This window comes from Pseudochelatococcus lubricantis, from assembly GCF_042432495.1.
GTDB lineage: Bacteria > Pseudomonadota > Alphaproteobacteria > Rhizobiales > Beijerinckiaceae > Pseudochelatococcus > Pseudochelatococcus lubricantis.
Genome location: NZ_JBHLXC010000025.1, coordinates 1 through 21,761 on the forward strand (window position 1 = coordinate 1; position 21,761 = coordinate 21,761).

Sequence of the window (21,761 nt, forward strand, 5' to 3'; positions counted from 1 at the left end):
TCGTCTGCTCCTTTTCAGATTGGGCAGACTCTACATCACAGCGAGGGAACTTCCGGGGGGCAGGTCAACGGTCGTCCGTGCGTTCGTCCTCGAACTCGAGCGTCCGCCCGTCCATCAGGTCATAACGGATGTCGAAATGGCCACTGCGCGTAATCTCAGGCCTGCCGAGCATTTGCCGTGTGCTGCGATAGGTCGAGCTGATTGGATCGCCATCTTCGTCGCTCGAGAGCCAGGACGCGATTGCCGGTGCCGCCTTGGCCGCGACCGCTGAGAGTGCGATGATGCGGAAATTCTTTTCGTCTTGTGCTCGCAGCAAGCGAGCGCCGGGCTGTTCAAGCCTCAATGCGCGGGAGGTGCCGTCGGTGACCGAATCCGCCCGGTTTGGCTCCTGTTCCACCATATGCGTTTCGTCGATGACGACGAGACGTACGCGGTCGAGGAACAGCGTCCCCAGATAACGCAGGAGTGCGTCGGCCTTCTCGAAAGTGCAGATCACGACGGTTGGCTGATTAACTTGAATCCAGGCGTTAGTCGGTCCCCAATCGGTACCGCCGTAGAAGCGATGAGCCGCACCTGCGCAAAACCGAGCCAGCAGCGAAATCCATTCGAGTACTTCGGCAGCCCGCTTAACCGCATGAATGCCAGCGCGTCGTCTCCCGTCCGCCCCGGACGTTTCTCACTCTCGGCATCGGGATCAGGCGCCTCCCCCGTCAGCATGCGTTCATTGATGAGATCGAGGTGCTGAAATTCTTGATCGTGGAAGCGAAACAGAAAGGCGGGGACCTGCCAGTCTGTCTTGCCGACCGCACCGAAATGCTCGACTGCCAAGCCCGCCAGTGTCTCCCTGAGATAGCCCTGTAGCGCGATACGGTTGAGCATCCCAGGGTAGTGAGCGGCGGGGTCGTCGACGAGATCCGAAAAGGGCGAAAGATTGTCTTCGAACCCCTGGCGGATGCGGGCGCGGGCATCATCAAGGGCTTCCTGTGCGTAAGCGATCAGTTCACCGCGCAGCGCCGCGAAGTTAGCATTCACCTCGCGCCAAACGCGGAGCTCATATTTAGGGTGTGAACTGGTGATCGGCTGCGCGACAAGCTGAAAGCACACCTCCGACGAACAGGGGCGAGGACATTCGACCAATTGAGCGACGCGCTCGGCGATATCTGCGACCTCTTCACACCAATGGAGTGTTGGAACTTCACAAAATACGCCGGATATGTATCAACGTAAAAACGAAACGATTTAGAACCAACGCGTTCCAAAATCTTCGGCGCCCAGAACCAGTTCCGACAAATTCCTCCGTGGCACAGGCACGGCACACAGCGCGGAACAAATGGTCGTAAAATGTTCCACCTATGATCAGCCGCCTGAGAGGCGATTCTCACGGTCGCCGCGCCTCATTCCCGAGGCAAGAAGGGCGGGGGCGCACCTTCCGGACATCCCCACGCGACGGCGCGGTGACGTGGAACCTTGCGATTGTGCGCTGTAGCGGCAGTGCTCGTCCCGATCAGGCACCGCGTCATAAATCGGGCGTACCCGCGCGCAGGTCTCCTCGGTGCTTAGTAAGGCTGAGCTGCACCCGTTCCTGTGCCATCACGAAGACGGCTCGGCGGGGAACATCGGTCTCCACCTGCAAAGGCATCGTTCCGGCAGGCGCGATGCTGTACCAGAATGCGAGGATGGCGGGACCGTATCCCAATGAGATAAATTCATTGAGATACGGTTGAACCCGTGCGGCGCTTGAGCAAAGCCCACACGCGATTGGTAGGATACCGGGAGTATTTGGTATCAACCGTGCGAGGCGGCGACGGTCTTGATGCGGGTGAAGCCGTTTAAAGCTTCGAAGCCCTTTTCGCGGCCGTGACCCGATTTTCCAACACCCCCGAACGGCAACTCTATGCCGCCGCCCGCGCCATAGTTGTTGATGAAGACCTGACCGACTTCCAGTTTGCGAGCCAGACGCATCTGGCGCCCGCCATCTCGCGTCCAAACGCCCGCAACAAGGCCGTAAGCGGTACCATTCGCTATCTTCAGCGCCTCTGCCTCGTCCTCGAAGGGGATCAGTACTTGTACAGGGCCGAAGATCTCTTCCTGCGCAAGCTTATGATCGGGAGGAACGTCGGCAAACAAGACGGGAGGCACGAAGTTTCCGGCTTTAGCGGCATCCTCCCTGATCTTTCCCTCGGCGGCAACTGTCAGTTCTTTTCGGCCAATGGCGATGTACGAGCTGACAATTTCTTTCTGCTTGCGCGAAACCAGCGGTCCAAGAGCGTGGCTTCCCACGGCGGGACCGGCCTCCAGCCCGCGATATATCTCGGACATTCTCCGCTTGACTTCCTCGTAGATGCCACGCTGAACCAGAACCCGCGATGCGGCCGAGCACGTCTGACCCGCGTTCTGCATGCAGGCGCCGACGAGCGTCGGCATGGCTTTCTCAAGGTCGCAGTCGTCGAATACGATGTGGGGGGACTTGCCGCCCAGTTCCAGCGTCACGGGAATCACGTTCCGGGCCGCCGCCGTCTGGATGCGCTCTCCCGTGCCGACAGACCCTGTGAACGATACATGATGCACTCCGGGGTGGCCCGAGAGCGCGGCCCCTACATCCGCTCCCAGACCGGTCACGACGTTGAGCGCCCCGGCCGGGAGGCCGGCCTCCGCCGCGATTGCCGCGAATGCGAGAGACGACAGGGATGCGTCCTCGGCAGGCTTCAGCACGCAGGCGTTCCCGGCCGCCAGCGCCGCGCCTACGGCGCGGCCGAGGATCTGCATGGGATAATTCCACGGAATGATGATTCCGCAGACGCCGTGCGGCTCCCGCAACGTGTATACGGTGAACCCGTCATGATAGGGGATCGTCGTGCCCAGCAGCTTGTCAGCCGCGCCGCCATAGAATTCCAGATAACGGGCCAGGGCAATCGAATCATTGCGCGATTGGTGTAGCGGCTTGCCGACATCGAGCGCTTCTATCATCGCCAGCTCGTCCGCCCGCTCCAGGACAAGCGCGGACATCTTCATCAGAATGCGGCCGCGTTCGGTGGCCGTCAGCTTTCCCCATGGGCCTTCCAGGGCTGCATGGGCGGCCCCGACCGCGGCGTCGACATCGTCTGCCGTGCCATGCCCGATCACACCGATCACGTCGCCGGTGGAAGGGTTCTCGACATCGATAGTGCGGGCTCCATCCGGTTTGCGCCAGGCGCCATTGATGAAGATATGGCTCGGATCGAACCACAGAACATCTTGTAACTTCATGAGCATTTCTCCCAGGATGCCGCTTCGCTCATTGCGCCTGAAAAGGAGTTGTCGAGCGGTTCGTGCGTGTTTGTTGATCAAGGATCTTGTAGAATGGCTCCATTCGTTCGCGAGACGAAGTGATGTGCGCCGCCATTGCGGCGCGCGCGGCGTCGGCGTCGCCTTGCTCGATGGCCTGCATAAGCTGAAGGTGTTCCTTGACCGCTTCAACAGCGACTGCGGAGTGATAGCGAAGACGGAACAAGTTCATGTGAGCGTAGAGACGTTCAAGCGTCTCCATGATGACCTCGTTTTCAGACAGGCGCGCGATCAGCGCATGGAATTCGCCGTCCAGAAGGGCGAAGCGGCCATAATTGGCCTGTGTATCGCCCTCGACCAGCTTGGACATGTTCTCGCTGAGTTCCCGAAGCCTCGCGTGGCCTTCCGCCGTCATTCGCTTCGTAGCCAGATAAGCCGCCTCGGGCTCGATCAGGAAACGGACGAGATACACGTCGCGATAGCGTGAGCTCGAAGGCAATGGAGCCGCACTGTAGCCCGAGTTGAATTTCTTGACCACCAGCCCTTCCGATTCGAGGCGAATGAGAGCGGAGCGGACCGGCGTCTGCGAGACGCCGAATTGCCGCGCCAAAGCGTCAACCGACATGCGTTCCCCTGGCGGGATTCGGAGTGCGATAAGGTCTGAAACGAGCTGCTCGTAGACGTCGTCGCCAATGGAATGGCGCTGCGCCAGGTTGAGGGCGAGCCTTTCTTCCCGCGGCTCCTGTGGCGAGGTGTCCTGTCGCTGCATCGGCTTTCCCGTCCCCTTTTGGAGTTGCGGAAGTGAATTTGATCGTGTATCGAATCCGATATCGTATCGAATCCACGATGTAAAGATCCCGTTTCGCCAGCCACGAGCTTCAGGGGTGGATCGGGATCAGGGGCGGCCCCCCACCTGTTCCCTTCGAACGAGCGAAGAGCCGAGATGCCCAGTGTTGAAGAGATAAGATCCGCCGCATTGCGCGCACTAAAGGCAGTGGGTGTGTCGGATCGGCACGCCGAGACGCAAGTTTCGCTTCTCCTAGAGGCCGAGTTGCGAGGAACCGCGTCGCACGGCCTTCTCAGGTTGCCGAGGGTGATCGATCGCATCCTGAGCGGGGCGAGCAATCCGGCGAGCGAGGGCATTCAATCGTGGCGCGGGAATGCGCTATTGGACGTCGACGGAGATCACGGTCTCGGTCCGGTGGTCGCGATGGCCGCGCTGGATGTAATTTGCGGTCGGGCCGCTGAAACCGGGGTTTCCGCCGCGGCCATTCGGAATTGCGATCATCTGGGAATGCTCGCCTGGTACGCGGAGCGCGTGGCCAGCCACGGGCAAATTCTCATCGCCCTGACGATCAGCGAGGCGCTCGTTCACCCCTGGGGCGGCCGCCGGGCGATGCTCGGCACCAATCCGATCGCCATCGGCGTGCCGGCCGAGCCGCATCCTTTCGTGTTCGATATGGCCACCAGCCTCGTTTCCATGGGCAAGATCCACGACCATGCGAACCGGGGCATTCCTATTCCGTCCGGCTGGGCTCTCGATCAAGACGGGAATCCGACGACAGACGCCGTGGCGGCCAAGGATGGCGCGATCGCGCCTTTCGGCGGCGCGAAGGGCTACGCGCTCGGTCTGGCTTTCGAACTCCTGGTTGCCAGTCTGACGGGTTCCGCAATCGGAACTGAGGTCAGGGGAACGCTCGACGCGCGCTATCCTTGCAATAAAGGCGATGTTTTCATCGTGCTCGAACCGGCGGGCGGCATGGCGGCAGTCGTCACCCGCTTCATGGAGGAAATTCGCGGTTCCGAGCCTTCCGTCGCGGATGCGCCGGTCCGCATACCCGGTGATCGGGCGGCGCGAACCCGCGCGCAGCGGAGCAGTCAGGACGTTCCCTTGGCTGATGAAGTCTGGAAGCAGATCCAAGCACTGGCGGAATGGCGGCCGGCATGACACGGACAGGGGGATTTTCGATGCGGCTTGATTATGGTGTCACGCGAGCGCCGGCTCGTCTTTTCTTCGGCCCCGGCCAGCGTCGGGCAATTGGGCGCGCAGCCAGGGATCTGGGCCGTAAGGTGCTGATCTGCACCGACGAGCGACTGGCCCGGCTCCCGATTCTGCAAGAGATTCTTGAGGACATAACGGTTCACAACGGGCTTGAGGCAACCGTTTTCGATGCGACCGAGCCGGAATTGCCCCTCGCCGGCATACTGGATTGCGTCGCTGAATACCGCTCCTTTGATCCGGACGTGATCGTCGGTCTTGGCGGCGGAAGTTGTCTGGACCTGGCCAAGCTGGTAAGCCTGCTGCTGTCCTACGAGGGGCCGCTTTCACAATACTACGGCGAGTTCAAGGTCCCGGGCCCTGTCCGGCCGCTGATTGCGGTGCCAACCACATCGGGAACGGGTTCCGAAGTCACGCCGGTCGCGGTCCTGGCAGATCCCGAGCGAACGATGAAAGTCGGCATTTCAAGTCCGGCGCTCATTCCCCATACCGCCATTTGCGATCCGGAGTTGACCGTCACCTGCCCGCCGGGTCTCACGGCGATTTCAGGCGCGGACGCCCTTGCGCACGCTGTCGAGGCATTCGCCGCCGTATCGCGGCCACCGGACCCCCGCATGGCCATGGAGCGGGTCTTCGTCGGCAAGAATACATTGAGCGATCACTATGCGTTGTTGGCCATCAAGCTGATCTTCGAAAGCCTGCGGAGGGCGGTGGCCGATGGCGGAGACATCGAGGCGCGTTCCGCCGTGATGCTGGGGGCGACCTATGCCGGCCTGGCCTTCGGAAGCGGCGGCACGGCGATTGCCCACGCCATACAATATCCCGTGGGCGCCCAGACCCACACGGCTCATGGACTGGGTGTGGGTATCCTGCTGCCCTACACGATGGACTTTAACATGCAAGCCGCCTCGGCATCCTATGCGGAGGTCGGCAGGGTTATTGGCGCGGCAAGCGCGGATCAACCCGATGAAGAGGCCGGGCGGGCTGCGATCGCGGCGGTGCGTAAGCTCTTCGGCGATATCGGTATACCTGCGAGCCTGCGGAACATCGCTCTCACCGAGGATGATCTCGATTCCTTGTCAGTGCTTTCGATGAATGCCGCGCGCCTGGTCGAGAATAATCCGGCGGCAGTCGATCCTGAGAGCATCAAACAAATCTTGATGCGCGCCTTGTAAGGCGCGTGAACAACTATAACGGGAACAAGGTTCACTGAGGAATCAATGAGCAAGAACATCTATCCAACGGATCTCTTTATCGGCGGCACATGGCGAGACGGGAGCCGCCCGGATCGGATTGCAGTCATGAACCCATCCGACGGTTCTGTAATCGATACCGTCGCGAATGCCAGCGCAGCTGATGCTATCGCGGCTGTCGATGCCGCTGCTGGTGCCGCTCGCGCCTGGTCCGCGACGCCTGCCCGGCAGCGTTCGGAAATCCTGCGTAAGTGTTTTGAATTGATGATCCGCGATGCCGAGCCGCTCGCCCGTTTGATCTCTCTGGAGAATGGCAAGGCGTTGAAGGATGCGCGCGGCGAGGTGGCCTATGCAGCGGAGTTTTTCCGGTGGTTCGCGGAAGAGGCCGTTCGGGTCAATGGCGATTTGTCTGTCGCGCCGTCCGGCGCCAATCGTATCCTGGTACAGTATCAGCCTATCGGCGTTTCACTATTGATTACGCCATGGAATTTTCCCGCGGCAATGGCTACGCGGAAGATCGCTCCTGCACTCGCGGCGGGGTGCACCTGTGTCCTGAAGCCCGCGACTGAAACTCCTCTCACCGCGTATGCCGTAGCCAGGATTTTGTCGGAAGCCGGCGTTCCGGACGGCGTCGTCAATGTTCTTACTTCATCGACGACCTCCGAGGTCGTGAATGCGATGCTGGACGATCCGCGGGTCAGAAAGCTCTCCTTTACCGGCTCGACCGAAGTCGGCCGAATCCTGCTTCGTAAGGCTGCAGATCAAGTTATTCACTGCTCGATGGAACTTGGCGGCAACGCTCCCTTCGTCGTCTTCGATGACGCGGACATGGACAAAGCCGTCGAAGGCGCAATGGTCGCGAAAATGCGCAATGGCGGCGAGGCCTGCACGGCCGCGAACCGGCTTTATGTGCAGCAGGGGATAGCGGAAGAATTTGCGCGCAGGCTGGCCGAGCGCATGGGGGCGATGAAGGTCGGTCCTGGTCCCGAAGCGGATACGGATTGCGGGCCGCTGGTGAACGCTGCAGCCGTCTATAAAGTTGCAGAATTGGTGGACGATGCCGTTGCGCGTGGTGCGAAGGTGTTGTGCGGCGGCACGCGAGGGCAGGGCGAGGGCCATTTCTTCCTCCCGACTGTACTTCTCGACGTTTCCGCGGAGGCGTCGCTTGCGCGGGATGAAATTTTCGGCCCGGTTGCGCCCATCTATGTTTTCGACACGGAAGAGCAGGCGATCGAACTCGCAAACGACACCGAGTACGGGCTTGTCGCCTATGTCTATACCCGCGATCTCGCCCGGGGGCTGCGTGTTTGTGAACGGCTGGAGGCCGGCATGGTAGCGCTGAACCGCGGACTGGTTTCTGACCCGGCGGCGCCATTCGGCGGCGTCAAGCAGAGCGGCCTCGGGCGCGAGGGCGCTCACCATGGAATGCTGGAATTCATGGAAGCCAAGTACATCGCGGCTGAATGGTAACACTGAGCCTGCCTCACCGGGAGGCGATCAAGCCGTGCGGTGCTTGAGCAAGGCCCGCACGCAGCCGGTCGGAGACGGGAGCGTTGGTGTAAGGACAGCACAATACAACAGGTCCGGAGGAATGCTGGATGGCAAATTATCGAATAGCAACGATTGAGGGGGACGGTATCGGCCCGGAAGTTGCCCAGGCTACCATCAAAGTATTGAGCGAGGCGTGCGGCGCGGCGAAGCTCGACTTCCAGATGTTTGAGGGCGGCGCAGGGCACTATATGAAGACTGGCCAGGTGCTTCCTGATGACACCTTCAAGGCTTGCCGGGACCTGGACGCCATTCTGCACGGAGCGGCAGGCCTTCCGAGCGTGACCTATCCGGACGGCACGGAGGTGGGCAACGATCTTCATTTGCGTCTGCGCTTTCAGCTTGATCTCTACGCAAATGTCCGGCCCGTGAAACTGCTGCCTGGTGTTCTGTCGCCCTTGAGAGCCTTTCAGGATGGCGGTATCGACTACGTCATCGTCCGCGAGAATACGGAAGGACTCTATGCGAGCCGTGGCGCGGGCGTTCTTCTGAGGAACGAGTTCGCGTCCGACAGCCTGGTCATCACTCGAAAAGGCACTGAGCGGGTGGCCAAATTCGCCTTCGAGCTTTCTCGGAAGCGCCGCGGCGCCCCTCGGGATGGAAAGCGCCGTGTAACGGTCTGCGACAAGGCGAACATCCTTCGGAGCTATGCTTTCTTTCGTTCGGTTTGCGATGAAGTGCACACCGGATTTCCGGATGTCGAAATCGATTACGCTTATGCAGACGCGATTACCGTGCATATGGTTAAACGGCCCGACTTCTACGACGTGATCGTAGCCGAGAACATGTTCGGCGACATCATCTCGGACCTTGGCGCGGCGACGGCTGGCGGGATGGGCATTTCGCCTTCGGGCGAGATTGGCGATGCGAACGCGCTGTTTCAGGGGGCGCACGGATCCGCGCCGGATATCGCCGGCCAGAATCTCGCAAGCCCCGTCGCGACAATTCTTTCAGGTGTCATGATGCTGCGCTGGTTGGCGGATAGGCATGAGGACACCTCCCTCGAAGACGCGGCCGATCGCGTCGAAGCCGCCGTGGGCGTTGTGCTATCCGAAAAGAGGGCGGTTCCCGTCGACCTCGGCGGCAAGGCCACCTGCTCGGATGTGACAGATGCAATCTGCCGCGCGATGAATTGAACGGATGGCCAGCATGAAAAACCGCAATGTCGGAATCATCGGTGTCGGCCTGATGGGCCACGGCATCGCAAGCAATATCGCGACGAAGGGTTGGCCGCTCGGATACCTCCGTCACGAGGGCAATCAACCGACCGAGAATCTGGACGCGCTCGGAGCTACGGGGTTCTCTGATCGCCAGGAGCTTGCGCGCGCGAGCGATGTCATCATTCTCTGCGTCAACGGCACGCCGCAGGTCGAAGCTGTCCTCTATGGTCAGGGCGGAGTCCTTGAGGTCATCCGTCCCGGCACGGTCATCATCGATTGTTCGACAGCAATTCCGAGTTCCACGGAGGCGATCGCCGAGGCTATCGAAACGGCCGGGGGGCGTTTTCTCGATGCGCCGATGACCCGCACGCCGCTTGAGGCAGCGGAAGGCCGGCTTAACCTCCTCATCGGCGGGGACAAGTCGCTCTTTGAGGAGATGTCCTCCCTTTTGGAAACCTTTTCGGAAAATCGTTTCTATGCCGGCCGGGCCGGTTCGGGACACAAGCTAAAGCTCCTGCACAATTTCGTGTCGCTGGGTTTCGTCACCTTGCTGGGCGAGGCCGCGGCGTGCGCCCAAACGGGTGGAATCTCTCCGGAGGTCTTCGTCGACGTTCTGCGGAAGGGCGGGGGGCATGGCGCTGCGCTGGAGCGTGTTGCTCCCTTCATCCTCGAGGGGGACCCGTCCAGGCAGAAGTTCGCAGTTTCGAACGCGCAAAAGGACCTGGGTTATTATGTGAAAATGGCGGGCGATCTGCACGCCGCCGACGCTATCGCTTCCGGCGTCCTGTCGGCGCTGGACGCATTGGTCGAGCATGGCTTCAGCCAATCATACCTGTCTGAAGCAGCCGCCGGATTTATGAAAGTTGCGCGACAGCAAGCGCGACCTCTCATGCGCGTTGTAAAGGCCGATCTTTGAAGCGCGCGTTACTTGACGAGACTTGCCGCGATTGTCGCGGCGCGTCCGCGCCAGACTTACGGCCGTCCATCCGACCAAAAAAGAAACACAGGGAGGAATCAGATGAACGCCCCAACTCCGCGAACAGAGCCGCTTCCCGGCCCGAACTCATTATCGTGTAGCAGCATGCGAAGCGCCGATTCGATGGCCTCATGCCTGGGCGCCGTCGAACGCGGCCTGGTTGCGGTGAATCGATGGATTCTGATCGTGCTGCTCGCCGTCATGTCTTTGATCGTGTTCGCCAACGTATGCTCACGATACCTGAGCAACTTCTCTATTCCGTGGAGTGAAGAAGTTGCACGCCACCTGATGGTCTGGCTCACGTTCCTCGGCGCCGGTCCCGTGCTGCGGGCCGGCGGCCATATCGCCGTGGAGAACCTGCAGGACGCGCTGCCGCGCGAGCTTGCCATCGTGGTGCGCGTCATGGTTGCCGCATTGCTGATGGGATTCTTTATTCTGATGACCTGGGTCGGCTGGGAGTACATGACGCGGAGCGCCTACCAGCTTACCGCGGCAACGCAAATCTCGTTTGCCTGGGTCTACAGCGCGATACCGATCGGGGGCCTCCTGCTGATCGCGCACTTCGGCTTCGTCTTGCGTGGTTACGTCGTAAAACGCGAGTTCGCGGCCGACGACCAGTTCGACGCTACCGCGAGTGCATCGCTATGACCCCTGCGATCGCCCTTGTCGGTTCGGCTTGCCTGTTTCTAGCTCTGGGCGTCCCGGTGGCATTCGCACTGGGGCTGGCCACGGCCGCCGCGCTGTTATTGACCGACAGCTATCCGCTGTTGGTTCTTATGAAGGAAACGTTCACGGGCATCGACAGTTTCCCGCTGATGGCCGTTCCCTTCTTCATTCTGGCCGCCGAACTCATGAGCGGCGGCTCGCTCACCGAGGTGCTGTTGCGTTTTGCAGGACAGTTCGTCGGGCATAAACGGGGCGGATTGGGCTACACCACCGTAGCGTCGCTGACTTTCTTTTCCGGCATCTCGGGTTCTGCTCTGGCAGATGCCGCCGGGCCGGGATCGATGCTCATCCGCATGATGGACAATGCGGGCTACAAGCGCTCCTACGCTGCGGCATTGACCGCTTCCACGGCCATTGTCGGCCCTATCATCCCGCCGTCCATCACCATGATCATCTATGCGTTGCAGGATGAAACGGTGTCTGTCAGCGCATTGTTCGTCGCCGGCATCGTGCCTGGTATATTGATTGCTTTTGCAATGTGCGCCGTAAACTGGTATATATCACGAAAGCGGAATTATCGTGGTCAATCTGAACTTCCGCCCTTGACGGAAATTCTATCCAATACCTGGAAGGCCATTCCGGCCTTGATGCTTCCCGTGATCATCCTGGGGGGCATGCGGGCCGGCTGGTTCACGCCGACCGAAGCTTCCGTGGTCGCGGTGTTTTACGCGCTGCTATGCGGCAAATACGTTTACCGCACCCTCGAATGGAAAGCGGTGCCCGATATCCTGGCGCGCTCGGCGCTGCTCTCGGCGTCGGTGCTGATCATTATCGCGCTGTCCGCCGCCTTCGCATGGCTTCTGACGATTGAGGGGCTGCCGCAACTCATGGCCGATTGGCTGATCGGCATGGATCTTTCGCCGTGGTCCTTCCTGATTACAGTCAACATCTTCCTGTTGATTTTCGGGATCTTCATCGAGCCTTTGCCCGGCGTGATGGTCTTGGTTCCTATCCTTGCGCCAGTGGCCGCCAAGTTGGGTATCGACCCGGTGCACTTCGCGATGATCGTGATCTACAATCTGACACTCGGGATGATCACCCCTCCGGTCGGCGGATTGCTCTTTGTTACGTCGAACGTGTCGCGGGTGCCGCTGTCCGCGCTGGTATCGGAACTGATGCCCTTCCTTTGGGCGCATGGCGTCGTGCTGGTGCTTCTGACATTCTTGCCCGGATTGAGCACCTGGCTTCCTCACCTATTGGGTTTCATCCGGTGAAAGTTTATCAAGTATAGATTGTGAAATATTCGTTGAAAAATAAAGTATAAAATCTGTATGCTGGTGAGATACAGCGCGTCTGCAGCTTGTCCTTTATTTTTTGCGAGTTCGGGGACGGCGAGTGCAACACCCCTCAGCCGCTGTCCGTTCTTCTTCAATTCGTATCTCTCGCCATGGGGCACCGGAGCGATGAGATGCGGTCAAGTCCGTGCGGTGCTTGAGCAAAGCCCTCATGCGACCGGTCGGCGACCGGGAGTGTTCGTATAACGCCTAAGATAACAGAGCAGAGAAGGGAGAAAATCATGAACAGAAGGAAATTGCTAGGCTTTCTGCTGGCTGCCGGTATGGCAAGCCTTTCAGGGCAGGCGGTCGCGCAAACGGCGCTCAAGATCGGTTACGTATTGCCCGCGACATCGCACTACGGATACGCGGTATCGGTGCTTGCCAGCGAAGTTGCCAAGCGCACGGAAGGCCGTTATCGCCTTGAAGCGTTCCCCAGCGGCGCTCTGGGCGGCGAAAGAGAGATGGTGGAGGGCGCCCAACTTGGAACGCTTGGCCTCGTGCTGACTTCCACCGGCCCTGTCACGAACTTCGTTCCGGAGGTAGGCATCCTTGATCTCCCCTTCCTGTTTCGTGATGCCGCGCATGCGCACCAGGTTCTCGACAGCAAAATCGGTCAGGATCTGCTGGCCAAATTCCCGTCGCATGGATTGGTCGGCCTGGCATGGACGGACCAGAGCTTTCGCCACTTGACGAACAGCAGGCGTCCGGTCGTGACGCCGGAGGATGTAAAAGGCCTGAAGGTGCGCACCATGGAGAACCCGGTGCATATTCTTTCATTCCGCACCGTTGGAGCCAACCCCACGCCCATGGCCTTCCCCGAAGTCTTCGGCGCGCTGCAGCAAGGCGCGATCGACGGGCAGGAACAGGCTATCGCCGGCAGTGCGTCGACGAAAATGTCTCAGGTTCAGAAGTACCTGTCTCTGACCGGCCATTTCTTCTCTCCCGCAGTGTTCATCATGTCGCCCAAGGCGTTCAACAATCTCTCGTCGGAGGACAAGGAGAACTTCCTGGCGGCAGCGCGGGCTGCGTCGATGGCCATGCGCGAGTACATGCGAGAAGCGGATGCCAAGGGTATCGAACAGATGCGCAAGGATGGCATGGAGGTCAACGAGAACGTGGACAAGGAAAAATTCCAGGCTGCCTTCCAGCCCGCATACGCGGAATTCGCCAAGAAATATGGCCAGGAGAACATCGATGCCATCCGAGCCGTAGGCCTGCCCGGGACGTCCCAATAGCAGCCGGTCGACCCCGGCATGCCCCGTGATTTAACGCAGGCATGCCGGGGTCGAGCTTGCCGAGGCCGCAGCCGGATCGCGCCGGTTTCGATTCGACGGCCACTCACCACAAGAGATGTCCGGAATGAATCCGTGCCCTCGGCCGGTTGATGCCGTCGTTTTCGGCGGCGCCCAGCAGTTGCAAGACGCCGGAAACAACGGAGGGGGCTTTCCTGACACATGGCCAGGAGTACGCGGGATGGCTGCGTCGCTGGGGCTGCCCTCTTAGAATCTGTCCTGTTTACGTTGAAACAGGACAGATTCCAGATTCGTTATTTTGAGCGAAATCTGATCGGAACGCGCCCTAGAGGCTCTTGAGAACCGCGGTGCGGAAAGTGGCTGGGCGGGAGCTTGTCACAGTCCGATAACTGGTATAATGAGTATATCAATAGATAAGTGAACGGCCGCAGCTCACCGATCGGAAACGTTGGGGACGCTTCTTGCCCGCTGTCGCGATCCGCCTGCGTCGTGCCTTTCCCGCAGCAAGGTCACCTTAAAATAGGGATACCCTATGGCCTCTCCTGTTCGTATTGAAGCCGACTATCTGATCGAGACTGCTTATGATCCGCGGGTGGCGGCCGAGGCCATGGCCGGCGAGCAGTCGAGCGGGACGTTCGTTGCAGTTCCGGGGGAGACACCGGAACTGAAGGAACGCTCCGCCGCCCGCATCGAGGCGCTGGAGGTGATCGGGGAGGCCGCGGAGCCGTCGCTGCCCGGTGCGGGGCGTCCGCAGGACGGCCGGCCTGCCATCTGCCGCGCCCGCGTCACGCTTTCCTGGCCCCTTGAGAATATCGGCCCCTCGCTGCCCAACCTGGTGGCCACTGTGGCCGGCAACCTATTCGAACTGAAGCAGTTTTCCGGTCTTCGCCTCACCTCTATCCGCCTGCCCTCAGCTTTCGCGCAGGCCTATGGCGGGCCGAAGTTCGGCGTTTCCGGCACCCGTCGTCTCGCCGGCGTCGAGGGGCGCCCGATCGTCGGCACCATCATCAAGCCGAGCGTTGGTTTCGGTCCGGAGGAAACGGCCGATCTCGTCCGGCAATTGTGCGAGGCGGGCATCGACTTCATTAAGGACGATGAGCTGCAGTCCGACGGTCCGTATTGCCCGTTCGACGAGCGCGTGCGCGCTGTGATGCGTGTCATCAACGATCACGCCGCGCGCACGGGCCGCAAGGTGATGTTCGCCTTCAACCTGACCGGCGAGCTCGATCAAATGCGCCGACGCCACGATCTCGTCTTGCGGGAGGGCGGCACCTGCGTCATGGCGAGTCTCAACTCTGTCGGCCTCGTCGGCATGATCGAGCTCGGCCGCTTCAGCGCGCTGCCAATCCATGCCCACCGGAACGGCTGGGGATACCTGTCGCGCGCGCCGATGCTCGGCTGGTCCTACGTCGCCTGGCAGAAGATCTGGCGGCTCGCCGGCGCGGACCACCTGCACGTCAACGGCCTCTCCAACAAGTTCTCCGAGCCCGACGAGAGCGTCATCGCCTCGGCGCGCGAATGCCTGACCTCGATGTTCGAGGACAAGCCCTGCATCGCCATGCCAGTCTTCTCGTCCGGGCAGTCGGCGCGGCAGGTGCCCGGCACCTATGCCGCCCTCGGTTCGACGGATCTCATCTTCGCGGCGGGAGGCGGGATCATGGCCCATCCCGACGGCCCGGCCGCCGGCGTCGCCAGCCTGCGCGAAGCGTGGGAGGCGGCGATGGCTGGTGTCCCGCTCGCCGAATACGGGCGGGATCACGCGGCTCTGGCCCGGGCGCTGGAGGGTTGTCCGGCATGACGGCGCTCTCGCCCGGCGCTGCGGCGCTGCCTCCGGGGTGTCTGGTTTCCTTCTACGGCGACGATTACACGGGCGCTTCAGCCGTCATGGAAGTGCTGGGTTTCGCGGGGGTCCCGACCGTGCTGTTCCTCGGTCTGCCGACACCGGAGCAGATCGCGCGCTTTCCCCACGTCCGCGCCATCGGCATCGCCGGCGTGGCGCGCTCTCAGTCGCCCGCGTGGATGGAAGCCCACCTGCCGGAGGTGTTCGCACGGCTTGCGGCGTTGAAGGCACCGATCTCCCATTACAAGGTGTGCTCGACCTTCGATTCCGCTCCCCACGTCGGCTCCATCGGCAAGGCTGTCGAACTCGCCGAGCCGCTGCTCGGCGGCGCGTGGCATCCGCTTGTCATCGGTGCGCCGGCGATTGGCCGCTATCAGGCGTTTGGCAATCTTTTCGCGATGGTCGGTGACGTCGGCTACCGGCTCGACCGCCATCCCGTGATGTCGCGTCATCCGGTCACGCCCATGGAGGAGGCGGACGTCCGCCTGCATCTTGCGCGGCAGACGGATATCCCGGTCGGCCTCGTGGACTTCGTCGCGCTCAAGAACGGTGCAGGGGATGCCCGGCTCGCCCGCGAACGCGCCGCTGGAGCGCGTATCCTCGCCATTGACGTGCTCGACGAGGCGACGCTGACGCAGGCCGGCCGGCTCATCTGGGAACATCGCGGCGAGCGGCTTTTCGCCGTTGGTTCGCAGGGCCTCGAATATGCTCTGGTCGCCTACTGGCGCGAGGTAGGCCTGCTGGCGCCGCCCGGTGACTGCCGGCCGGCCGGTGTGCGCGACCGCATCGCGGCGGTCTCGGGCTCCTGTTCGCCCATCACAGCCCGCCAGATTGCCTTCGCGCGCGACCGGGGCTTCGAGGGCATCCGTCTCGACGCGACGCGCGCGGTGGAGCAGGTTGCATGGAGCGGGGAGTTGGAGCGAGCCGCCTCCCTGGCGCTTCGCGCCTTGGGAGAAGGGCGCGATCCGCTCGTCTTCACCGCCGCCGGGCCGGACGATCCGGCCGTTGCGGCGCTTCACCAGGCGATAGAGGCGAGCGGCGTGCCGGCGGTCGAGGTCAATGCACGCATCGGCGAGGGACTCGGTGCGGTGCTGGACCGGCTGGTGCGCGCCGGCGGACTGAAACGGGTGGTCATCGCGGGCGGCGACACGTCGGGCCATGCCGCGATGATGCTCGGCATCTATGCCGTCACCGCGCTGGCTCCGCTTGCACCGGGCGCGCCGCTCTGCCGCGCCCACACCGAGGGAGCCCACGACGAGCTCGAAATAGCGTTCAAGGGCGGCCAGATGGGCGCCCCGGATTTCTTCTGCGCCGCCAGGACGGGCGGCGGCACAAACCACTGACAAACGGGAGACACGGCCAATGAAAAAGATTGCGTTGCTGGGCGCCGGCGGGAAGATGGGCGTCCGCCTTGCCACGAACCTGCAAGGTTCGCAATATGAGGTCCTGCATGTCGAGCCGTCCGAGGAGGGACGCGCGCGGCTCAAGGCAAAGACGAGCCTCGATTGCGTCGACGGCGACAACGCCGTCGCGGATGCCGATGCGGTCCTGATGGCGGTGCCGGACCGGCTGATCGGCAAGATCGCCCATACCTTCATCGAGAAGGTGAAGCCGGGCACCGCGATCCTCATGCTCGACGCCGCGGCGCCGCATGCCGGCGAGTTGCCCAGGCGCGAGGACGTCACCTATTTTGTGACTCATCCATGCCATCCGCCGATCTTCAATGATGAGGTCACCGAGGAAGCGAAGAAGGACTTCTTCGGTGGCATACACGCCAAGCAGCATATCGTATGCGCCTTGATGCAGGGGCCGGAGGAGCACTACGCCGCCTGCGAGCGGATCGCCCGCACGATCTACAAGCCGGTGATGCGCGCCCATCGCTGCACCGTCGAGCAGCTCGCCATTCTGGAGCCGGCGCTCGCGGAGACGGTCGGCGCGACGCTGTGCCTCGCCTTGCGGGAGGCTACGGACGAAGCGGTGCGACGCGGCGTTCCGCGCGAGGCCGCGACGGATTTCCTGCTCGGCCATCTTACCATCGAGCTCGCCATCGCCTTCGAGATGCTTCCGGAGGGACGCTTCTCGGACGGCGCGCTCTACGCCATCGACCAGGCCCGTCCCCAGATATTTCGGGAGGGATGGCTGCAGCGGGTCTTCGACCCGGATGCGGTGATGCGTTCGGTGGAGGAGATCTGCAATCCCCCAGAGACCGCCTGACGACAGCCTCGCTGCGGCTTCCGTCCCGCGTCGACGGCGGGTGGATGAGGCGTCGCCGGAACTGCGATGCGTCATATTCGTGGTATGCTGAATATATCATGAGGACGAGTCGCGGCCGGACATCCATCCGGACGGGGGGAGAGGGCGGGAGCGGGAAAATGGCGGAGGCCTCCGAGACGATCATCCGCAGGAAACTCTCCCATGAGGTCTTCGACCGCCTGAAAGCGATGATTACGGGGGGCGAGCTGGCGCCGGGCGATGCCATGCCCTCCGAACGTGACCTGATGGACCGTTTCGGCGTGGGCCGTCCCGCCATCCGCGAGGCCATGCAGGCGCTGGCCAATATGGGACTGATCACCATCAGCCACGGCGAGCGGGCCCGCGTCCGGCGGCTGACGGCAAGGTCGATCTTCCAGCAGGTCGATCTGACCGCCAACCTCCTGCTCTCCGCCTCGCCCGACAGCCTGGAACACTTGAAACAGGCCCGTCGCTTCTTTGAACGCGGCATGGTGCGCGAGGCGGCGCTGCGGGCGACGCCGGAGGACATTGCCCGGCTGCGCGGCACGCTCGATCAGCAGGCGACGGCGGTCGACGCCCCGGAGACGTTCATCGCCGCGGACATCCGCTTTCATACGCAGATCGCAGCGATCTCCGGCAATCCGATCTTCGAAGCGGTCAGCGAGGCGATGCTGGGCTGGCTGCGGCAGTACCACAGGGAGATACTGCGCTGGAAGGGCAAGGAGAATCTCACGCTGATCGAGCACGCGCAAATCCTCCGGCACATCGAGCGTCACGAACCCGATGAGGCGGAGGCCGCGTTGGTGCAGCACCTCGATCGCTCAAGCGTTCTCTATATGCACGCGGGCTGAGGGCGGCCCGATCCCCCCGCCCGGAAATGCGGGCGACCGGATCGGGCGCAAGTTGCACATCGTGGCATGCGCCGGTCAGGCTTCACAGGCCGGCGTCGCAAGGCCAAGGGCGTTGTTCGGGGCGTATCCTCTCCCATGCGCGGGCCAATTGCAGCACGCCGAGGTCGTCGAAGCGCCGCCCGGAGATCTGAAGCCCGATCGGAACTCCGGCGTCATCGTAGCCGCAGGCGACGGCGACCGCCGGCTGCTCGCTCATGCTGTAGGGGAGAGTGAAGTTGATATGGGCCATCGCACGGTTGACGTCATTGTCCCAGGGATAAGCCCATTCCGCCGGGAAGCTCACATTGGGCGACACCGGTGACAGCACGAAGTCGAAGCGCGAGGTCGCAGCCACGGTGGCGGCGCGAATCTGGAACGTGCTCATGTAGCCGAGGAACACTTCCTCGCCCGACTTGCCAAGGCCCGATTCCGCCCAGTTGCGGATGATGGGCAGCAGTTGCGCCCGCTTTTCCGGCGACAGGGCCGAGACGTCGATACCGGCGCGCGTGCGCCAGAAGTCATCCAGCCCCGTGAGCATCTCGTCGGTCATCCAGGGGGCGAGCGGTTCGACGATGGCACCGGCAGCCTCGAACAGCCGGGCTGCCGCGCTGACGGCTTCCGTCACCTGCGGATCCACCGGCATTCCGCAGCCGGGATCGAGGTGCAGGCCTATGCGCAGGCCCTTCACCTCGCGATCGAGATCGAGCCAACGGATATCGTTCGGGGGCAGGTCCATATGGTCGCGCAAATCGGGTTGCGAGAGTACGGCCATGGCCAGCGCCGCGTCCTCGATGGTACGGGTCATCGGCCCGACGACGCGCCCCATGAAGGGCGGATCGATCGGGATACGCCCGAGGCTCGGCTTCAGTCCCGCGAGGCCGCACCAGGCGGCGGGAAGCCGGACTGAACCGCCGATGTCGGTGCCCAGATGGATCGGCCCATAGCCGGCGGCGCCTGCCGTGCCGGCGCCCGCACTGGATCCTCCTGGGTTCATCGCCGTGTTCCAGGGGTTGCGCGCGAGTTTGTGGAAGCTCGACAGGCCCGAGGAAAGCATGCCGTAATCGGGCATGGTGGTGCGGCCCAGAAGGACGACGCCCGCCTCGCGCATGCGCGCTGCCGGCGGCGCATCCGCCGGACGCGGAGTCATGTCGCTGACCGCTGTGCCGAGCGGCATCGCAACCCCCTTCGTGGCGATATTTTCCTTGAGGGTGACGGGCACGCCGTCAAGGCTGACACCCCGGACGATGATCGGATTGCCTGCCTTCCAGCGTGCGGCGGACTCCCCCGCCGAGGCGCGGGCGATCTCGCGATCGACGGTCCACATCGCATTCAGTTCGGGTTCGCAAAGGTCTATCTGCGCCAGCACCGCTTCGGTCACGTCAACGGGGGTGAATGTGCCCTTGCGGTAGCCGTCGATCATCTCGGCGGCGCTCAGGGTGTTCAGTTTCGTCATTGCCTGGTTTCCATCAGGGAGGTGAAAAAAGTGAACCGGGCGGGTGCTCGGTTGTGCGTCAGCAAGCGGGTCCCCAGGTCGTCCTGCGACCAGGGTGGGGAACTGGGCATGCAGCAGCCGGCTCGGGCCGAGGCTCTCGCGAATGCGTTCCGGTTGCTCCGTGCTGGCGGCGTCGCCGGCGATGACCGCGGCAGGTCGGACGGGCAGGAGGCGCGCTTCGTCTCGCGCCCGTCGCGATGCGTTCCGGTTCGGTGCCCTACTCCGTTTTGGTCACGCCCCAGAATACCTGGACCGGCGACATGACCATGTTCTCGAGCTTGGTGCTGCGGGCATGGGGCGAGAAGAACTGGCCCAGCGGCAGATAGCTCACGTTGTCCATTGCGTGGATCTGGATCCGCTTCGCGATGTCGAGCCTGTCCTCGTCGGAGGCTGCATCGATGAATTCGGCGCGTAGCGCCTCGATCTCGTCATCCTGCGGCCAGCCGAACCAAGCCTTGTCGCCGCGCCCGTTCAGCATCGGGCTGATCAGTGGGTTGAAGACTTCCGGCACGATCCAGTTGGTGAAGAACAGGCTCCAGCCGCCTTCAGACGGCGGCCCCATGTTGGCCCGGCGGGACACGACAGTCTGCCAGTCCATCGGCTGCAGATCGACGGTGAACCCGGCTGCGCGCAGCGACTGCGCGGCGACGATCGGCTGCGAGGAAATCACCCTGACATCGGTAGTCTGGAGAATGACCACCGGTGTGCCGTCGTAACCGGCCTCGGCTAGAAGCTTCTTCGCGCCCTCGATGTCACCGCCACTGGTCAGCGTCTCGCCGCCGGTCTCGTTGGCGAGAGGCGTGCCGCAGCCGAAGATCGCGCCGCAGGGACGGTAGTAGTCTGGATTGCCGACGATGTTGCTGAGGAAGTCAACCTGGTTCAGTGCCCGTAGTGCGGCCTGGCGCAACTTCTTGTTGTCGAAGGGCGGATGTTTGAAGTTCATCCGGCCGATGGCCTGGTAACCGAGATCATCGCGCAGCTCGACCACGACATCGTCGGATGTTTCGAGAATGGGCAGCAGGTCGACCGGCACCTGATCTATGAAATCCACCTCTCCCGACATGATGGCATTGATTGCGGTTTGCGGGTCGGGCATCGTCACCCACTTGACCTCGTCGACATTCACCACCTTGCCGCCTGCCATCCAGCTTGGCGGCTCGCTGCGGGGAACGTAGTCCTCGAATTTCACGTAGCGAACGCTGACGCCGGGCTGAAAATCCTCGGCGACGAACCTGAATGGACCAGAGCCGATGTGTTCTGTGATCGCGGTATTGGCCGGGGTGGCGGCGATGCGCGCGGGCATGATGAACGGCGGCAGGGCCGATTGTTTGGCAATGGTCTCCAGCAGCGGCGGGAAGGGCTTTTCCAACGTCCAGACCAGTGTCTTGTCGTCAGTGGCCTCAAGGCTTGCGGTCAGGTCGAAGATCATCTGTCCGCCGGAATCGCGCTGGCCCCAGCGTTTGAGCGAGGCCACCGCATCTGCGGCGGTGACCGGCGCGCCATCATGGAACTTCAGGCCGTTCCGCAGAGTGAAGGTATAGACCTTGCCATCTTCCGAGACGGTCCAACCGGCCATCTGGGGCTGTGGCTGGAAGTTCTTGTCGACCGCAACCAGCACGTCATAGATCATATAGGCATGGTTGCGGGTGATGTGGGCGGTGGTGATGATCGGATCGAGCGTGCGCAGGCTCTCCATCACGGCGGTGATGGTACGGGCTTCAGCCGCTGACACCATGCCGCCGGCAGCAACGAATACCGACGCGGCAAGCCCGAACAGCGCGCCGCGCACGCCGCGGCGGGCAGGCCGAGGGCGGGGGGAGGAAAGGCGTGAAGATGTTGTCATGTGAGATATAGTTCCCCTGTTGGTGAAAAGATTGGCGGCCCGACTGGCGACGTCCGGCCGGCTGCGAA

17 protein-coding genes and 1 pseudogene are annotated in these 21,761 nt (G+C 62.4%); 13 read left to right on the top strand and 5 right to left on the bottom strand.

Annotated elements, in window-relative coordinates; genetic code table 11:
* Positions 1-64: 64 nt before the first annotated feature.
* Positions 65-640 (bottom strand): DEAD/DEAH box helicase, encoded by a 576-nt coding sequence (locus tag ACFFJ7_RS20745; RefSeq protein ID WP_377594986.1) that lies wholly within the window; start codon positions 638-640, stop codon positions 65-67.
* 449 nt (positions 641-1,089) lie between these two features.
* On the opposite strand from ACFFJ7_RS20745, the pseudogene ACFFJ7_RS20750 reads away from it, so the two are divergent.
* A pseudogene (locus tag ACFFJ7_RS20750) lies at positions 1,090-1,227 on the top strand (IS630 family transposase); the annotation flags it as partial.
* 558 nt (positions 1,228-1,785) lie between these two features.
* Here ACFFJ7_RS20750 and ACFFJ7_RS20755 read toward each other — a convergent pair.
* Positions 1,786-3,246, bottom strand: coding sequence for an aldehyde dehydrogenase family protein (locus tag ACFFJ7_RS20755; RefSeq protein WP_166956053.1), 1,461 nt, complete (start codon positions 3,244-3,246; stop codon positions 1,786-1,788).
* 28 nt (positions 3,247-3,274) lie between these two features.
* Entirely contained in the window at positions 3,275-4,033 is a 759-nt protein-coding gene (locus tag ACFFJ7_RS20760) for a GntR family transcriptional regulator (RefSeq protein ID WP_166956056.1), read from the bottom strand.
* Between the two features lie 174 nt (positions 4,034-4,207).
* Between ACFFJ7_RS20760 and ACFFJ7_RS20765 the strand changes: the two genes are divergently transcribed.
* The 12 genes from ACFFJ7_RS20765 to ACFFJ7_RS20820 all read left to right on the top strand — a co-directional run bounded on the left by ACFFJ7_RS20765 (position 4,208) and on the right by ACFFJ7_RS20820 (position 18,319).
* On the top strand, positions 4,208-5,212 hold the full coding sequence (locus ACFFJ7_RS20765; RefSeq protein ID WP_377594960.1) for an Ldh family oxidoreductase: 1,005 nt from the start codon (positions 4,208-4,210) through the stop codon (positions 5,210-5,212).
* Positions 5,213-5,232: 20 nt separating this feature from the next.
* Complete coding sequence (locus tag ACFFJ7_RS20770) at positions 5,233-6,438, top strand: iron-containing alcohol dehydrogenase (protein ID WP_377594961.1); 1,206 nt, start codon at positions 5,233-5,235, stop codon at positions 6,436-6,438.
* A 45-nt stretch (positions 6,439-6,483) separates the two neighbouring features.
* On the top strand, positions 6,484-7,926 hold the full coding sequence (locus tag ACFFJ7_RS20775; RefSeq protein ID WP_377594962.1) for an NAD-dependent succinate-semialdehyde dehydrogenase: 1,443 nt from the start codon (positions 6,484-6,486) through the stop codon (positions 7,924-7,926).
* Between the two features lie 128 nt (positions 7,927-8,054).
* Positions 8,055-9,140: an isocitrate/isopropylmalate dehydrogenase family protein gene (locus ACFFJ7_RS20780; RefSeq protein ID WP_377594963.1), complete on the top strand. Its 1,086-nt coding sequence runs from the start codon at positions 8,055-8,057 to the stop codon at positions 9,138-9,140.
* Positions 9,141-9,144: 4 nt separating this feature from the next.
* Positions 9,145-10,080 carry an NAD(P)-dependent oxidoreductase gene (locus ACFFJ7_RS20785; RefSeq protein ID WP_377594964.1) on the top strand — a complete coding sequence of 312 codons (936 nt, stop codon included), beginning with the start codon at positions 9,145-9,147 and terminating at the stop codon, positions 10,078-10,080.
* Between the two features lie 165 nt (positions 10,081-10,245).
* The gene (locus tag ACFFJ7_RS20790) at positions 10,246-10,788 is read left to right on the top strand and encodes a TRAP transporter small permease (protein ID WP_246225458.1); all 543 of its coding nucleotides are present in this window, start codon (positions 10,246-10,248) and stop codon (positions 10,786-10,788) included.
* Positions 10,785-12,080: a TRAP transporter large permease gene (locus tag ACFFJ7_RS20795; RefSeq protein WP_166956075.1), complete on the top strand. Its 1,296-nt coding sequence runs from the start codon at positions 10,785-10,787 to the stop codon at positions 12,078-12,080. The genes ACFFJ7_RS20790 and ACFFJ7_RS20795 overlap by 4 nt, the downstream gene beginning before the upstream one ends.
* 302 nt (positions 12,081-12,382) lie before the next feature.
* Positions 12,383-13,378 (top strand): TRAP transporter substrate-binding protein, encoded by a 996-nt coding sequence (locus ACFFJ7_RS20800; RefSeq protein ID WP_377594965.1) that lies wholly within the window; start codon positions 12,383-12,385, stop codon positions 13,376-13,378.
* A 550-nt stretch (positions 13,379-13,928) separates the two neighbouring features.
* The gene (locus ACFFJ7_RS20805) at positions 13,929-15,194 is read left to right on the top strand and encodes a ribulose-bisphosphate carboxylase large subunit family protein (RefSeq protein ID WP_377594966.1); all 1,266 of its coding nucleotides are present in this window, start codon (positions 13,929-13,931) and stop codon (positions 15,192-15,194) included.
* Positions 15,191-16,579, top strand: a complete 1,389-nt coding sequence (locus ACFFJ7_RS20810; RefSeq protein WP_377594967.1) for a four-carbon acid sugar kinase family protein — start codon at positions 15,191-15,193, stop codon at positions 16,577-16,579. The genes ACFFJ7_RS20805 and ACFFJ7_RS20810 overlap by 4 nt, the downstream gene beginning before the upstream one ends.
* A gap of 19 nt (positions 16,580-16,598) precedes the next feature.
* A complete protein-coding gene (locus ACFFJ7_RS20815) occupies positions 16,599-17,450 on the top strand; it encodes a phosphogluconate dehydrogenase C-terminal domain-containing protein (RefSeq protein WP_377594968.1) in 852 nt (283 codons plus the stop codon).
* A 158-nt stretch (positions 17,451-17,608) separates the two neighbouring features.
* Positions 17,609-18,319, top strand: coding sequence for a transcriptional regulator NanR (locus ACFFJ7_RS20820; RefSeq protein ID WP_166956092.1), 711 nt, complete (start codon positions 17,609-17,611; stop codon positions 18,317-18,319).
* Positions 18,320-18,401: 82 nt separating this feature from the next.
* Here ACFFJ7_RS20820 and ACFFJ7_RS20825 read toward each other — a convergent pair whose 3' ends face one another.
* Together ACFFJ7_RS20825 and ACFFJ7_RS20830 are read right to left on the bottom strand one after the other, a co-directional pair.
* Positions 18,402-19,811, bottom strand: a complete 1,410-nt coding sequence (locus tag ACFFJ7_RS20825) for an amidase (RefSeq protein WP_377594969.1) — start codon at positions 19,809-19,811, stop codon at positions 18,402-18,404.
* Positions 19,812-20,067: 256 nt separating this feature from the next.
* Positions 20,068-21,693, bottom strand: a complete 1,626-nt coding sequence (locus tag ACFFJ7_RS20830; RefSeq protein WP_377594970.1) for an ABC transporter substrate-binding protein — start codon at positions 21,691-21,693, stop codon at positions 20,068-20,070.
* Between the last annotated feature and the right edge of the window lie 68 nt (positions 21,694-21,761).

Bases quoted from the DNA above. Each gene is read 5' to 3' on its own strand.
- ACFFJ7_RS20760 (WP_166956056.1), bottom strand. From the start codon at position 4,033: ATGCAGCGACAGGACACCTCGCCACAGGAGCCGCGGGAAGAAAGGCTC.
- ACFFJ7_RS20775 (WP_377594962.1), top strand. From the start codon at position 6,484: ATGAGCAAGAACATCTATCCAACGGATCTCTTTATCGGCGGCACATGG.
- ACFFJ7_RS20815 (WP_377594968.1), top strand. From the start codon at position 16,599: ATGAAAAAGATTGCGTTGCTGGGCGCCGGCGGGAAGATGGGCGTCCGC.
- ACFFJ7_RS20805 (WP_377594966.1), top strand. From the start codon at position 13,929: ATGGCCTCTCCTGTTCGTATTGAAGCCGACTATCTGATCGAGACTGCT.
- ACFFJ7_RS20795 (WP_166956075.1), top strand. From the start codon at position 10,785: ATGACCCCTGCGATCGCCCTTGTCGGTTCGGCTTGCCTGTTTCTAGCT.
- ACFFJ7_RS20810 (WP_377594967.1), top strand. From the start codon at position 15,191: ATGACGGCGCTCTCGCCCGGCGCTGCGGCGCTGCCTCCGGGGTGTCTG.
- ACFFJ7_RS20820 (WP_166956092.1), top strand. From the start codon at position 17,609: ATGGCGGAGGCCTCCGAGACGATCATCCGCAGGAAACTCTCCCATGAG.
- ACFFJ7_RS20755 (WP_166956053.1), bottom strand. From the start codon at position 3,246: ATGAAGTTACAAGATGTTCTGTGGTTCGATCCGAGCCATATCTTCATC.
- ACFFJ7_RS20790 (WP_246225458.1), top strand. From the start codon at position 10,246: ATGCGAAGCGCCGATTCGATGGCCTCATGCCTGGGCGCCGTCGAACGC.
- ACFFJ7_RS20825 (WP_377594969.1), bottom strand. From the start codon at position 19,811: ATGACGAAACTGAACACCCTGAGCGCCGCCGAGATGATCGACGGCTAC.
- ACFFJ7_RS20770 (WP_377594961.1), top strand. From the start codon at position 5,233: ATGCGGCTTGATTATGGTGTCACGCGAGCGCCGGCTCGTCTTTTCTTC.
- ACFFJ7_RS20785 (WP_377594964.1), top strand. From the start codon at position 9,145: ATGGCCAGCATGAAAAACCGCAATGTCGGAATCATCGGTGTCGGCCTG.
- ACFFJ7_RS20780 (WP_377594963.1), top strand. From the start codon at position 8,055: ATGGCAAATTATCGAATAGCAACGATTGAGGGGGACGGTATCGGCCCG.
- ACFFJ7_RS20765 (WP_377594960.1), top strand. From the start codon at position 4,208: ATGCCCAGTGTTGAAGAGATAAGATCCGCCGCATTGCGCGCACTAAAG.
- ACFFJ7_RS20800 (WP_377594965.1), top strand. From the start codon at position 12,383: ATGAACAGAAGGAAATTGCTAGGCTTTCTGCTGGCTGCCGGTATGGCA.
- ACFFJ7_RS20830 (WP_377594970.1), bottom strand. From the start codon at position 21,693: ATGACAACATCTTCACGCCTTTCCTCCCCCCGCCCTCGGCCTGCCCGC.